The sequence below is a fragment of the Burkholderia sp. PAMC 28687 genome, from assembly GCF_001577465.1.
In the GTDB taxonomy this organism is placed as follows: Bacteria; Pseudomonadota; Gammaproteobacteria; order Burkholderiales; family Burkholderiaceae; genus Caballeronia.
The window spans coordinates 2,233,794-2,247,043 of record NZ_CP014505.1; the positions used below are offsets into that span (position 1 = coordinate 2,233,794).

The 13,250-nt window shown below is 60.1% G+C and carries 13 protein-coding genes; 3 read left to right on the forward strand and 10 right to left on the reverse strand.

All coding sequences use genetic code 11. The features are described 5' to 3' along the window. Positions 1 to 2: 2 nt before the first annotated feature. Together iolE and iolB are read left to right on the forward strand one after the other, a co-directional pair. The gene (gene iolE, locus AX768_RS10345) at positions 3 to 908 is read left to right on the forward strand and encodes a myo-inosose-2 dehydratase (RefSeq protein WP_061999879.1); all 906 of its coding nucleotides are present in this window, start codon (positions 3 to 5) and stop codon (positions 906 to 908) included. Further along, on the forward strand, positions 905 to 1,714 hold the full coding sequence (gene iolB / locus AX768_RS10350) for a 5-deoxy-glucuronate isomerase (RefSeq protein ID WP_061999880.1): 810 nt from the start codon (positions 905 to 907) through the stop codon (positions 1,712 to 1,714). Before iolE ends, iolB begins: the two co-directional genes overlap by 4 nt. A gap of 4 nt (positions 1,715 to 1,718) precedes the next feature. On the opposite strand, the gene AX768_RS10355 is transcribed toward iolB, so the two are convergent. From AX768_RS10355 to alaS, 10 genes are all read right to left on the reverse strand, one after another. Next, the gene (locus tag AX768_RS10355) at positions 1,719 to 2,423 is read right to left on the reverse strand and encodes an ABC transporter ATP-binding protein (protein ID WP_061999881.1); all 705 of its coding nucleotides are present in this window, start codon (positions 2,421 to 2,423) and stop codon (positions 1,719 to 1,721) included. Continuing rightward, positions 2,420 to 3,157: an ABC transporter ATP-binding protein gene (locus tag AX768_RS10360; protein WP_061999882.1), complete on the reverse strand. Its 738-nt coding sequence runs from the start codon at positions 3,155 to 3,157 to the stop codon at positions 2,420 to 2,422. Before AX768_RS10360 ends, AX768_RS10355 begins: the two co-directional genes overlap by 4 nt. Further along, positions 3,154 to 4,308: a branched-chain amino acid ABC transporter permease gene (locus AX768_RS10365; RefSeq protein WP_231941258.1), complete on the reverse strand. Its 1,155-nt coding sequence runs from the start codon at positions 4,306 to 4,308 to the stop codon at positions 3,154 to 3,156. Before AX768_RS10365 ends, AX768_RS10360 begins: the two co-directional genes overlap by 4 nt. Then, positions 4,301 to 5,185 (reverse strand): branched-chain amino acid ABC transporter permease, encoded by an 885-nt coding sequence (locus tag AX768_RS10370; protein WP_442857257.1) that lies wholly within the window; start codon positions 5,183 to 5,185, stop codon positions 4,301 to 4,303. The genes AX768_RS10365 and AX768_RS10370 overlap by 8 nt, the downstream gene beginning before the upstream one ends. A gap of 80 nt (positions 5,186 to 5,265) precedes the next feature. Further along, positions 5,266 to 5,703: an acyl-CoA thioesterase gene (locus AX768_RS10375; protein WP_061999884.1), complete on the reverse strand. Its 438-nt coding sequence runs from the start codon at positions 5,701 to 5,703 to the stop codon at positions 5,266 to 5,268. 3 nt (positions 5,704 to 5,706) lie between these two features. Further along, positions 5,707 to 6,861 carry an iron-containing alcohol dehydrogenase gene (locus tag AX768_RS10380; protein ID WP_061999885.1) on the reverse strand — a complete coding sequence of 385 codons (1,155 nt, stop codon included), beginning with the start codon at positions 6,859 to 6,861 and terminating at the stop codon, positions 5,707 to 5,709. A 115-nt stretch (positions 6,862 to 6,976) separates the two neighbouring features. Next, positions 6,977 to 7,507: an NUDIX domain-containing protein gene (locus AX768_RS10385; RefSeq protein ID WP_061999886.1), complete on the reverse strand. Its 531-nt coding sequence runs from the start codon at positions 7,505 to 7,507 to the stop codon at positions 6,977 to 6,979. Positions 7,508 to 7,532: 25 nt separating this feature from the next. Beyond that, positions 7,533 to 8,567: a threonine aldolase family protein gene (locus AX768_RS10390; RefSeq protein WP_061999887.1), complete on the reverse strand. Its 1,035-nt coding sequence runs from the start codon at positions 8,565 to 8,567 to the stop codon at positions 7,533 to 7,535. Positions 8,568 to 8,685: 118 nt separating this feature from the next. Next, positions 8,686 to 8,874, reverse strand: a complete 189-nt coding sequence (locus AX768_RS10395) for a hypothetical protein (protein ID WP_372237029.1) — start codon at positions 8,872 to 8,874, stop codon at positions 8,686 to 8,688. Positions 8,875 to 9,076: 202 nt separating this feature from the next. Next, on the reverse strand, positions 9,077 to 11,701 hold the full coding sequence (alaS, locus tag AX768_RS10400) for an alanine--tRNA ligase (protein ID WP_061999889.1): 2,625 nt from the start codon (positions 11,699 to 11,701) through the stop codon (positions 9,077 to 9,079). Between the two features lie 533 nt (positions 11,702 to 12,234). On the opposite strand from alaS, the gene AX768_RS10405 reads away from it, so the two are divergent. Next, a complete protein-coding gene (locus tag AX768_RS10405; RefSeq protein WP_061999890.1) occupies positions 12,235 to 13,233 on the forward strand; it encodes a fimbrial protein in 999 nt (332 codons plus the stop codon). Positions 13,234 to 13,250 lie beyond the last annotated feature (17 nt).

Genomic DNA, 13,250 nt, shown 5'->3' on the forward strand with positions numbered 1-13,250 from the left:
AGATGAGCACCTTCGATGTACGGATCGGTATCAATCCGCTTTCGTGGATGAACGACGACCTTCCCTCGCTGGGCGGCGAGACGCCGTTGAGCGTTGCGTTGACCGAAGGAAAGAAGATCGGCTATGAAGGCTTCGAGCTTGGCAACAAGTTTCCGCGTGAACCGGAAGCGTTGAAAAAGCTGTTGGCCGAGTACGATCTGGCGCTCGTCTCCGGCTGGTATTCCGGTCGCCTTGCGGAGCGCAGCGCGGAAGAAGAGATCGCAGCCGCAGGCCCGCATCTCGACGTGCTTGCGAAAAACGGCGCGACGGTGATGGTCTACGGCGAAGTGGCGGACTCGATCCAGGGTTTGCCGCGACCGCTCTATCAACGCCCGCGTTTTTTCTCCGATGACCGCTGGAACGAATACGCCAGACGCCTCAACACATTCGCCGAATACACCTTGTCCAAAGGTGTTCGTGTTGCCTACCACCATCATATGGGCGCGTACGTGGAGACGCCCGCTAACGTGGACCGCCTGATGAGCCTGACCAACGATTCCGTCGGCCTGCTGTTCGATGCAGGACATATCACGTTTGCGGGCGGCGATCCGCTCGTCATGCTCGACAAACACATCGCCCGCGTTTGTCACGTACATTGCAAGGACGTGCGGCCGGAGATCATCAAGCTCGCGCGCAATCGCAACTGGAGTTTCCTCGACTCGGTCATCAACGGCGCGTTCACCGTGCCCGGCGATGGTGCCGTCGATTTCCCGTCGATCATCGCGCGATTGAAACGTCACGGTTATGGCGGCTGGCTCGTGGTCGAAGCCGAACAGGACCCGGTCATAGCAACGAGCTATACGTACGCCGAGAAAGGCTACAAGACGCTACGTGCGCTTGTTGATCAACAACTTCAGGAGGCAGCATGAGCCTGCTCGTCAAGGCATCGCGCGAAGGTCAGACCATCGCGCGTGTCACACCGGAAACTGCGTTATGGAAGCATGTGGGGTTCGCGGCTTATCGGCTCGAAACCGGCGATATCGTCCATGTGCATGAGGCAAAGCGCGAGGTCTGTATCGTCGTGTTGTCTGGAACGGTGAGCATTGAAGCTGGCGAACACAAGTGGGAGAAGATTGGTTCACGTGACAGCGTGTTCGAGGACACCGCGCCCTACGCCGTGTATTTGCCGCCAAAACTCGCCGCCATTGTGCGTGCGGATCGCGATGCCGAGATCGGTGTGGCGAGCGCGCCCGCTACGGGAAAATATCCGCCGCGGCTTATCGAGCCTTCGCAGATGAAACGCTCGACGCGCGGCAAAGGCGCGAATACGCGATACGTGTGCGACATTCTTCCGCAAACCGAACCCGCCGAAGGTCTGCTTGTGGTCGAGGTGAAGACGCCGGGCGGACATGCATCGAGCTATCCGCCGCACAAGCATGACAAGGACAACGTGCCGGTGGAGAGTTCGCTTGAAGAGACTTACTACCATCGGCTGAATCCGCCGCAGGGGTTTGCGTTTCAGCGCGTCTATACCGACGAACGCGATCTCGACGAAACCATGGCCGTGGAAGATCACGACGTCGTCATGGTGCCGCGTGGTTATCATCCGGTCGTGGTGCCGTATGGTTACGACAACTATTATCTGAACGTGATGGCCGGCGACAAACGCACCTGGCACTTCAAGAACGATCCGAAGCACGAGTGGATCGCGGAGCGCGACAGCAAGGCTTCCTGATTCTTCAAACGCCGACAGAAAGCCATTCGCGTGTGATGCGCTCGTTGGCGGCGAGCGCGTCGGGTGTGTCATCGAAGACGATTTTTCCGTGTCCCATTACCGCGATGCGCGTTGCCAGTTCACGTGCCATCGTCATGCGCTGTTCGATCAGCAGGATCGCCACACCGCGAGTTTGCAAGCTCTTCAGACAGGCTGCGACCTGTTTCACGATTTGCGGCGCGAGGCCTTCCGTGGGTTCATCGATAATGACAAGCGGCGGATCGCCCATCAAGGTACGGGCGAGCGCGAGCATCCGTTGCTCGCCGCCTGAGAGCAGTCCGGCTTTCACAGCCTTGCGTTCGTGCAGTATCGGGAAAATTCGTTCGGCTTCGGCCACGCCAAAATGCGATCCACCGCGCTTCATGCCGAGCAACAAATTCTCGCGGACGCTCAATGTCGGAAATACATCGCGTTGTTCGGGTACATAACCCATGCCCATCCGCGCGATTGCGTAAGGCCGCTTCCCTATCAGCGATACCCCGCGGAAATTCGCCGCGCCCTCCGCATGCACGAGACCCATCAGCGCTTTTGCAAGCGTCGAACGTCCCGACCCGTTGCGCCCCGCAAGCACGACGACCTCGCCTTCGCCGATGCGCAAGCTTACGCCATGCAGCACATGACTTGAACCGTACCACGCGTTGAGTTCGTCGATTTCCAGCAACGCGGTCATGGTTCGTCACCGAGATATGCGGAACGGACGCCCGGGTCTGCGGCGATTTCATCGGGCGTTCCGGTCGCGATCACGCGGCCTTGCACGAGCACCGAAATACGATCGGCAAGTGCGAACACGGCTTCCATATCATGCTCGACGATCAGCAAGGTCTTGCCCTTCGTGGTCTCGCGGATCAATGAAAGGGCCTGCGCCGCTTCCAAACGGTTCATGCCCGCGGTGGGTTCGTCGAGAAGTAAGGTCGATGCATCCGATGCCAGCACCAGGCCAAGATCGAGCGCGCGCAACGCTGCATAGCCAAGATTCGAGGCCGGCTCGCTGCTGCGCTCGGTCAAACCAATCGCTTCGATAACACGTTGAGTCTCGCGATCAATCACGTTCGATCCGAACCATCTCGCCGGCCACGACGCGTGAGAACCAAGCACTGCGCATCGAATGTTGTCCCATACGCTCAGGCCGGTGAATACGCTTGAAGTCTGGAAGCTGCGCGCGAGGCCCTTGCGTCCCAATCGGTGAGCCGGTAATCCTGTCACATCCGTGCCGTTTAGCATCACATGCCCGCTCGACGGCAATGTGCGCCCTGCGATGATATCGAACAACGTCGATTTACCAGCGCCGTTCGGACCGATCAACGCATGACGTCCGCCCTGGCGAACGGTGAGATCCACGCCTCGGAGAATTTCGGTGGCACCGAAACGCTTTGTGATTTGCCTCAGTTCGAGCGCGGTAGTCACTGTGCGTTCCGGAATTTTCTTGTGAGCAGCAACGCGACCATGGCGCTGAATAACGCGAAGCCCCAGGGACCGACACTGTGACCATCGAGCCGCAAGCCTGCGACGTGCGCAAGGCCATCGCCGTGGGTATCGAACTGAAGTGCGTAGGCGAGTTCGGTCGCGGTGACAATAGCCATGAGCCAGGCAACTGAAGCACATAAACCGAGAGCAGGATGATTCCGTGATCTTCCTGTCATCAAGCCCGCCAGACCCGTCGGCGCCGCGACCACGGTCCACACAAAAAACAGCCCGAGATATGCCACCCATGCAGGGGACACGCTTGCCACAGCCACACTGAAAAACGTGAGCAAGACGGCTCCCAGCACCGGCCCGAAAAACATTCCCGTGCCGCCAATGACCACAGCAATCAGCACGCTTGCCGAGCGCGCCAGCCCCACCCCTTCCGCCGATGCCAGTTCCACGTTGATCAGCCCCAGACCGCCTGCCACGCCTGCAAAAAACGCGGCCACGATCACCATGACGAAGCGCACGCGCCGTGAATCGAAACCGATGGCCGCGGCGCGCACGGGGTTATCGCGTACAGCATTGGCCACGCGTACGAACGGCGTGCGCGAAAACATGAACATCGCGAGGCATGCGAGCACGCACCAGACGGCGATCAACGCATAAGCCTGAATCGCAGGCCCAAAACCCAACCCCAAAACTGCAGGTCCGCCTGCACGATCGATGGAAACCCCGCTCTCGCCGCCGAACCAGTCCGGCACGAGCCACACGGCCGCCGCAACCAGTTCACCGATACCCAGCGTGATCATCGCGAACGTGGTGCCCGCGCGGCGCGTGGAGAAGAAGCCAAACACGATACCGACAAGCGCCGCTGCAAGGCCGCTGATCAAAGGTAATAGCGGCAGTGGCAAGGGGTATAGATTGAAGATTTGCGCGGCGGCGAACGCGCCGAGGCCGGCATATATGGCGTGACCAAACGACAGCAATCCCGTCTCGCCGAGCAGCAGATTGAATGACAGTGCAAACACGATCAGGGTCGCCGTTTGAGCGAGGTACGCAAGCAGCCAGCTTTGCGAGCTGAACACAGGCGGCAACGCGAGACCGGCCACAAGCAACAACCACGGCGTTACACGTCTGAGCTCAAGCATCGTCATCGCCGCGCTGTCCGAAGAGTCCGCGTGGCCGCAATGCGAGCATGGCGACGAGCAATACGTACGGCAACAAAGGCGCGATCTGCGCGACGCTCAACGCGGCCCATGCAGCCGGCAGCGTGGCGCCCATGAAGTTTGCGGCACCGCCGAGCGACATGTTCGTTCCAACAGCAAACGTCTGCACGCAACCGATCAAAAGCGATGCCACAAGCGCCCCGCCGATCGATCCAAGGCCGCCGACGACAACGACTACAAACACGATCGGCCCGATGTTCTCGGCCATTGAAGGCTCGATCACGAACAACGGCGCACCGATCACGCCGGCGAGCGCGGCGAGCGCCGTGCCTGCGGCAAACACAAGTGTGAAAACGCGCGGCACGTCATGCCCGAGCGTCTCGACCGTCGACGCATGCGTGAGCGCGGCCCGCACGACAAGTCCTATCCGCGATACCCGCAGCACCACGTACAACGCTACGAGCATCGCGATGGACACCGACATCATGAACGCACGATAACGCGGGAACGCTGCGCCGAAGAGCGTGAAGAGGGGGCCATCCAGGGATGGAGGAACAACAGCGTTGAACGGCGCGAGGCCCCAGACGAGCTTGACGGCTTCAGCAATCAGATACGCCGCGCCGAATGTCAGCAACAACTCGGCGAGCGCGCCGCGTGTTTGGATTCGTCGAAGCAGGAAGCGCTCGAACAAAGCGCCGAGTGCACCGACAACCAACGGCGAAAGAAGCAACGCAAACCAGAAGCCAAATCTTTCCGCGAGTGCGTAACCAACATACGCGCCGAGCATATAGAAGCTCGCGTGAGCGAAGTTGAGCACGCCCATCATGCTGAAGATGAGCGTGAGTCCCGCCGACAGCATGAACAACAACAACCCGACGCTCACTCCATTCAGAAGGTTGATCGCGAACCACTGAATGAACGTGTTCACGCGGCGCGCTCCTACCCGTTCACGAGCGGCTTGAGCGCCGCCACGAGCGCTTCGGGCAATGGCACCGGACGGCGGGTATCGCGATCCACGTAGACGTGCACGAAATGCCCTTGCGCGGCCGGCTGCTCCGACCCGGCGCTGAAGATGCCGACTTCATACCGCACGCTCGTTGAACCGAGCCGAGTGACACGCAAACCGGCATCGACACGATCAGGAAACGCCAGTGACGCGAAGTAGCTGCAATGCGTCTCGACCACGAGGCCGATGGTCTTGCCGGCCTCCAGATCGAGCGCGCCTTCGCGAATCAGATACTCGTTCACCACCGTATCGAAATAGCTGTAATACACCACGTTGTTCACGTGGCCGTACATGTCGTTGTCGGACCAGCGCGTGTTGATCGAGAGAAAATGCGGATAATCCGCGCGCTTCGTGGGTACAGGTCGCGTCATGAATCAGAACGACTCCTGCAACATGCGCCGATAATCCTCCTCACTCGCCTCGCGCGGATTCGTCTTGTGGCAATGATCAGCAAGCGCGCCCTTGATGATCTTGTCGAACATGCCTTCTTCCACGCCCATTTGCGACAGGCGCGTCGGCAAGCCAAGACGCTCCGTCATGTCGTGAACGGCCTGAGCGATATCTGCGTTGGCGGGGAGGTTCATCACGCGGCGCATGCGTGCGAAGCGGTTCTCGGCAACCACGCTCGGCGCGCTTTCGTTAAAGCGCAGCACGGCCGGCAGGACCACCGCGTTCAGCGTGCCGTGATGCAAGCCGGTGCGCCCGTTCACGACCAGTCCGCCCATTGGATGCGAGAGCGAATGCACGCATCCCAGGCCCTTCTGGAACGCCATCGCGCCTTGCATGGATGCGCTCATCATGTTCAGGCGCGCATCGCGATCCTGGCCATCGTGCGTCGCCTTTTCAATATTTGCCCACGCGCGTTCGAGCCCGTCGAGCGCAATGCCGTCGGCGGGAGGATTGAACGCGGAGGCAAGAAACGTTTCGATGCAATGCGCGATCGCGTCCATGCCGGTCGCCGCGGTCAGCATGGGCGGAAGTCCAAGCGTCAGCGATGGATCGCAGATCGCCGATTTCGGCAGCAGATGCCACGAATGGAAGCCGAGCTTGCGGCCGTCGTCGAGAATGATGATTGCGCCGCGCGCCACTTCGCTGCCGGTGCCCGACGTGGTCGGCACCGCGATCAGCGGCGCGGCGTCCGCCGTGATCTTGTTGCTGCCACCTTCGATGGTCGCGTATTCGGTCAGCGTGCCCGGATGCGTCGCGGCAATCGCCACGCCCTTCGCCAAGTCGATGGCCGATCCGCCGCCCACCGCGATCAGGCCATCGCACTTCTCACTCTTGTAGAGCGCGGCGGCTTTCATCACCATGGCTTCGGTCGGATTCGACGGGGTTTCGTCGAAGATGGGAACCGCGCCGGCGTCGAGCGTCATTGCCTGGACGGTCTGCGAGACGAGGCCGGCGGCGAGCACGCCCTTGTCCGTGATGATCAGCGGCCGCCTGATGCCGGTGCGCGCGCATTCTCCGTCGAGTGACGCAAGCGCATCGAAGCCGAGATGAATGTGCGTGAGATAAAAGATGAAAGCCATGACGTGTCCCCGTTTTTAGTCTGCGTCAGGCATGTTAGGAGTGCCGGGAGACGCCGTCAATCGAGTCCGTCGATGGCACAAAATGTCTCGATCCTTGGCGGCACCGCTCGCAGGACTATTGTCCCGGCCGGTCCACATACTCGACCGCGAGCCCGCGGCGGCGCATCCACTCCGCCACTGCGTGTCCCGTTCCCGCGCGCCACGGTCTGAGCTTCGCCGGCTCGACTAGCCGGTATTCGAGCAATTCCGGCGATAACGCGATCGTCCCGTTCGCCTTCACGTGGTACGCAATGATCAGCTCATTCTTGCGGATGAATTCGTACACGCCGACCAGTTCCACCGACTGCGCGACCAGCGCCGTCTCCTCCAGCACTTCTCTTGCAATCCCTTCTTCCGGCGTCTCACCGTTTTCGAGAAAACCCGTGATCAGCGCGAACATGCCTTCGGGCCACGCGGCGTTGCGCGCGAGCAGGATCTTGCCTTCGTATTCCACGATGGCCGCAACCACCGGCAGCGGATTGTTCCAGTGAACGAAGCCGCATTCCGGGTCCGGACACGCCAGCCGCACGCGGCCGCCCTCATGCGCGGCATCGGCACGTTCGACCAGCTTATTCGCATCGCGCGGACAGAAATGGTATTCGATCATGGTCAAATTCCGGGAAGTCGAGCGTTCAACGCGCGACGCAAAGCGCGCGGATTTCAGCGGTGAACTGTTCCACCGTTTCCGGCAGGGTGTCCCACGCGCACATCAGCCTGCAGCCACCCGAACCGATAAACTGATAGAACTTCCAGCCCTTGTTGCGCAGCGCCTGCGCCACATGTGGCGGCAGTTCGGCGAACACGGCGTTGGACTGCGGTTTGAACATCACCTTGATGCCTTCTATATCCGCAAGCCGGTCGGCCATCAACTGCGCCATTGAATTGGCATGGCGGGCGTTGCGCAGCCAGACATCGTTGTTGAGAAGGCCGAGCCACGGCGCCGAAATAAATCGCATCTTCGATGCCAGTTGCCCCGCCTGCTTGAGCCTGTAGGCAAAATCGACGGCCAGGGCTTTATCGAAGAAAATCACCGCCTCGCCGACCGGCAAGCCGTTTTTCGTACCGCCGAAACACAGCACGTCTACGCCCGCGCGCCACGTGATTTCCGACGGGTGCACATTCAGCGACGCCACCGCGTTCGCAAAACGCGCGCCGTCCATATGTACTTTCAGATGCCGGCGCTTGGCAATCGCCGCGATCGCACGGATCTCCTCGACGCTATACACGGTGCCCACTTCAGTAGACTGCGTGAGCGTGACGACCTTGGGCTTCGGGTAGTGGATATCGGCGCGGCGCGTGACGATCGCTTCGATGGCATCCGGCGTCAGCTTTCCATCGATACCCGGCGCGGTCAGCAGTTTAGAGCCGCCGGAAAAGAACTCAGGGCCGCCGCATTCATCGGTTTCGATGTGCGCGAGTTCGTGGCAAATCACCGAGTGATAGGACTGGCATAACGAGGCGAGCGCCAGAGAATTAGCTGCCGTGCCGTTAAATACAAAAAAGACTTCGCAGTCCGTCTGGAATAGATCGCGGATGCGATCGCAGACGCCTTGCGTCCAGGAATCGTCGCCGTAAGCAGGCTCGTGGCCGCTGTTATTGGCATCGATCAGCGCTGCCAGCGCTTCAGGGCAAATACCGGCGTAGTTGTCGGAGGCGAAATGTTGCATGCGGTCTGGAGCCAGGGCGATGTGGACGTGGCGTCATTTTAGCGGTTCGCGTCCGAATCCGCGGAGACGTCAATAAGACGCCGCTGCGGATCTCATGCCCTGCTACAGACGAATCTGATTACTTTGCGGCGGGTTGGCTGGCTGCCGCGGCTTGCTTGTCCTTCTTGTTAGCCTCGTGATGGCCGATCGCACAGCCGCCTGCCGCGCCCACTACGCCGTGCTTACCCGCTACGTGACCCGCCACGCCGCCGACTGCCGCGCCTTCGAGACATCCCTTCGCGTAGACTGCGCCGGTGGTGAAAAGCATCGAGGATGCGAGTGCGAGCGAGACAAATTTCTTGTTCATGAACGTGTTCCTTTTGTAGTCAATGCGCGGGACTTCGTGTCCGCGCTAGCCAATGGACCGCAAGGTGCGTACCTGTCGATAGTCTTTCAACCGTCCGCCCAGAATGGAAAAGCCCGTCGTGCTAAATACACGACGGGCTTGTGATCATGTCTCCAGGGCAGGCTTAGAGCTTCCCCTTCACCCACTCGTTGACACCGGCGAGCGCTGCTGCCAAGTTCTGCGGCTCGGTGCCGCCAGCCTGCGCCATATCCGGCCGCCCGCCGCCCTTGCCACCCACTTGCTGTGCGACGAAGTTCACGAGATCGCCCGCTTTCACTTTCTTCGACGCCTCCGCCGTCACGCCTGCAATCAGGCTGACCTTGTTGCCATCGACGGCAGCCAGGACTATCGCCGCGTTCTTCAGCTTGTCCTTCAATTTATCGACGGCTTCGCGCAATGTCTTGCCGTCCGCGCCCGGCAACTGCGCAGCCAGGACATGTACGCCGCCGATCTCGACTGCCTGCGACACCAGTTCGTCGCCCTGGCTCGATGCCAGCTTGGACTTCAGCGCGCCGAGTTCCTTTTCAAGCGACTTCACGTGCTCCTGAACCTGCATGATGCGCTGGGTCAACTCCGACGGCTGCGCCTTCAATACCGCCGATGCCGCGTTGATCCGCGCATCGAGTTCCTGCACGAAACGCACAGCGTTGTCGCCGGTAATGGCTTCCACGCGGCGAATGCCGGCCGCCACGCCGCCTTCCATCACGATCTTGAACAAGCCGATATCGCCCGTGCGATTCACGTGGGTACCGCCGCACAACTCACGCGAAAAGCCGAGATCCAGCACGCGCACCACGTCGCCATATTTCTCGCCGAAGAGCGCCATTGCGCCGCCCTTCACCGCCTCGTCGTAGGGCATGACACGCACGATGCCCGGCGCGTTCGCCAGCACTTCCGCGTTCACGATTTCTTCCACGCGACGAATCTGCTCGTCGGTCATGGGGGCGTTGTGTGCAAAGTCGAAACGAGTCTTGTCGGGATCGACCAGCGAACCCTTTTGCTGCACGTGACCGCCAAGCACTTCGCGCAGCGCCCGGTGCATCAAGTGCGTCGCCGAGTGATTGCGCGCCGTGCGCAGACGGCGGGTCGAATCGATCTCGGCCTTCACCACGTCGCCCACTTTCAGCGTGCCTTGCTCGACCGAGCCGTGATGACCGACCACGTCCGATTGCACTTTCAATGTGTCGGCGACTGCGAAGCGCACCGCGGCGTTCGCGAGCACGCCCTGGTCGCCCGCCTGACCGCCCGATTCCGCGTAGAACGGCGTGTGATCCAGCACGACGACGGCTTGCTGGCCGGCTTGGGCCTCTTTAACCGATGCCCCGTCCACGTAGATCGCGACGATCTTCGCGTCATCGAAGAACTCGTTCTCGTAGCCATGGAACGTGGTCTTCTCGCCCGCGTATTCCAGACCTTGCGCCGACTTGAACTTGCCCGCCGAACGGGCTTGCTCGCGTTGACGGGCCATGGCTTCGTCGAACGCGGTTTCGTCGACCGTGATACCGCGTTCGCGGCATACGTCCGCCGTCAAATCCAGCGGGAAGCCAAACGTGTCGTGCAACTTGAACGCGAGTTCGCCGTCGAGTTGCTTCGAGCCTTTGGCATCGAGTTCGGCGAGTGCTGTCTCGAGCATCGCCATGCCGTGTTCAATGGTTTCGAAGAAACGTTCCTCTTCCTGTTTCAGCACGTCCGTGACGCGCGTCTGCGCTTCTTTCAGTTCCGGGTAAGCCGCGCCCATCTCTTCGACCAGATCTGCCACGAGCTTGTTGAAAAACGCGCCCTTGCGGCCGAGCTTGTAGCCGTGGCGGATCGCGCGGCGCACGATACGGCGCAGCACATAACCACGGCCTTCGTTGCCGGGGATCACGCCATCGACGATCAAGAACGAACACGCGCGAATATGGTCTGCGATGACCTTCAGCGAATTGTTCGTGAGGTCCGGCGTACCGGTTTCGCGGGATGCAGCCTTGATCAGCGCCTGGAACAGGTCGATCTCGTAGTTGCTGTGCACATGCTGGAGCACGGCGGCAAGGCGTTCGAGGCCCATGCCGGTATCGACGCTCTGCTTGGGCAGCTTCGTCATGTTGCCCTGGGCATCACGATTGAACTGCATGAACACGAGATTCCAGATCTCGATGAAGCGGTCGCCGTCCTCTTCCGGAGATCCGGGCGGGCCGCCCCACACTTCCGGGCCGTGGTCGTAGAACACTTCGGAGCAAGGGCCGCAGGGGCCGGTATCGCCCATGGTCCAGAAATTATCCGACGCGTAGCGCGCACCCTTGTTGTCGCCGATGCGGATGATCCGCTCTTTCGGCACGCCGATTTCGTTTTCCCAGATGGCGAACGCTTCGTCGTCTTCCTGGTAGACCGTGACGGTGAGCTTTTCCGGCGGCAGGCCGTAGACTTTCGTCAGCAGTTCCCAGCAATAGTGGATGGCATCGCGCTTGAAATAGTCGCCAAACGAGAAATTGCCGAGCATCTCGAAGAACGTGTGATGGCGCGCCGTGTACCCGACGTTTTCGAGGTCGTTGTGCTTGCCGCCTGCGCGTACGCTGCGCTGGGACGTGGTCGCGCGTGAATACGGGCGCGATTCGGTGCCGAGGAAAACGTCCTTGAACTGGACCATGCCGGAGTTCGTGAACAGCAGCGTGGGATCGTTGCCGGGCACGAGGCTCGACGAGCGAACGATCGTGTGGCCCTTCGATTCAAAGAACTTAAGGAATTTCTCGCGGATGTCGGCGGCTTTCATGGCGTGCGGGTCTGCTTTTGTGTGCGGTGGCGACGCGCGTTCGTAGCTTGTGCGCGGCGCCGGGAGCCAGATTGGGATTGTCGATTATACGGGGTTTGGCGATGGATTCTGCCCGTGGCGGCGGACGATGGTGATGTGCGCGTGTTGATTGCTCCGGACGGGACGTCCGCGCAACGAACCTACGTGCGCAGTGCTCGCGCATGGACTGCAGACCAGCCACTGTTCAACGCCAATTCCGATTACAGACCGTGATCATGGTTCGGCATCAGCCATAATCAAAATGACCATTAACTTCTTTATAAAAACAAATAAAATTTCCGATACCGCGAAGCAATGCATAATTGTCGTCTAGCGAATTAAAATTTTCGCCGACGATGCGGCTGCACCGGAATACAATTTCACTTCCACCTCTAAAACTGGCACCTGGTGTATCTAATGGCAGCGATTATATGAAAATATATACTCAGTTGCGAAGACCACGCAGATATTGCGTAACGTTAATAAGCACTCAATCGTTCAAAGAAACGCGTTCAATGCATCCACGGAACAATATCTGCAAGGTCCTCGCCAGTGCGGCATGCCTGCTGGGGTTGGGCGCTGCCAGCTTGGATGCGGACGCATCCTGCTCCTTCGCGGATCCTCAAACTGCCCACGTTTATACGATCACCATTCCACCGCAGAGTCTCTCGCGAGATGTCCCGGTCGGCACCGTGCTTTACAAAGGCGAAGTCCCGACCATACCCGTCAGCGGCCTTTACGCATGGTGCGCGGCCCCCGGCACCTATCTGAAACTTGCACCCGGCTCGGCTCTGATATCGTCGACTAATAACGTTTTTACTTACGCCACCAATATCGATGGGATCGGCATACGGTTTTACGAGGGCTCCAACGGGAATCGCGGCAGTTATTACGGGCCGGGAATTACCGGCAACTGGGTGGGTTCATGGAATTACAGCAACTCATACTATGGCGTTGAAATAGTCCGCACGCAGCCCACCGGAGTCGGTCCGAGCTCAGGTACGGTTGCCGCAACAGCTTACGCAACGTTCACGCTCGATCAGTTACTGGTCGCCACCATCCAGTTCACGCCGTTCGAGGTTGGTGTGCAAACCTGCACTGTCACCACCCCGTCGATCAACGTCGACATGCCGCGCGCCCACACGCGTGATCTGCCCACGGTAAATTCCACTTATGGCGATACCACGTTCAACATGGGACTCAACTGCGCTGCCGGCATCAAAGTCGCCATGACGATCACCGACGCATCACAGCCCAACAATACGTCGACCACGCTGTCGCTGGGGCACGATTCCACAGCGTCGGGAGTCGGGTACCAGATTGTGAACGGAGGCGTCCCGATCGCGTTCGGCCAAGACTCTGCCGTCACGGGCACGGCAAATCAGTTTGTCATCGTGCCGCTGTCGGTATCGGGCGCCTATAGCATCCCGCTGGTGGGCCGTTACGTTCGAACCGGAACGATGGTCCCCGGAAGCGCAAAGGCCTACGCGACATTCACCATGTCATATCAATGAGCGCGCCACTGGCGGGA

Bases quoted from the DNA above. Each gene is read 5' to 3' on its own strand.
- AX768_RS10405 (WP_061999890.1), top strand. From the start codon at position 12,235: ATGCATCCACGGAACAATATCTGCAAGGTCCTCGCCAGTGCGGCATGC.
- AX768_RS10365 (WP_231941258.1), bottom strand. From the start codon at position 4,308: ATGCTTGAGCTCAGACGTGTAACGCCGTGGTTGTTGCTTGTGGCCGGT.
- AX768_RS10395 (WP_372237029.1), bottom strand. From the start codon at position 8,874: ATGCTTTTCACCACCGGCGCAGTCTACGCGAAGGGATGTCTCGAAGGC.
- AX768_RS10370 (WP_442857257.1), bottom strand. From the start codon at position 5,185: ATGCTGTCGGCGGGACTCACGCTCATCTTCAGCATGATGGGCGTGCTC.
- AX768_RS10375 (WP_061999884.1), bottom strand. From the start codon at position 5,703: ATGACGCGACCTGTACCCACGAAGCGCGCGGATTATCCGCATTTTCTC.
- AX768_RS10385 (WP_061999886.1), bottom strand. From the start codon at position 7,507: ATGATCGAATACCATTTCTGTCCGCGCGATGCGAATAAGCTGGTCGAA.
- alaS (WP_061999889.1), bottom strand. From the start codon at position 11,701: ATGAAAGCCGCCGACATCCGCGAGAAATTCCTTAAGTTCTTTGAATCG.
- iolB (WP_061999880.1), top strand. From the start codon at position 905: ATGAGCCTGCTCGTCAAGGCATCGCGCGAAGGTCAGACCATCGCGCGT.
- AX768_RS10390 (WP_061999887.1), bottom strand. From the start codon at position 8,567: ATGCAACATTTCGCCTCCGACAACTACGCCGGTATTTGCCCTGAAGCG.
- AX768_RS10380 (WP_061999885.1), bottom strand. From the start codon at position 6,861: ATGGCTTTCATCTTTTATCTCACGCACATTCATCTCGGCTTCGATGCG.
- iolE (WP_061999879.1), top strand. From the start codon at position 3: ATGAGCACCTTCGATGTACGGATCGGTATCAATCCGCTTTCGTGGATG.
- AX768_RS10355 (WP_061999881.1), bottom strand. From the start codon at position 2,423: ATGACCGCGTTGCTGGAAATCGACGAACTCAACGCGTGGTACGGTTCA.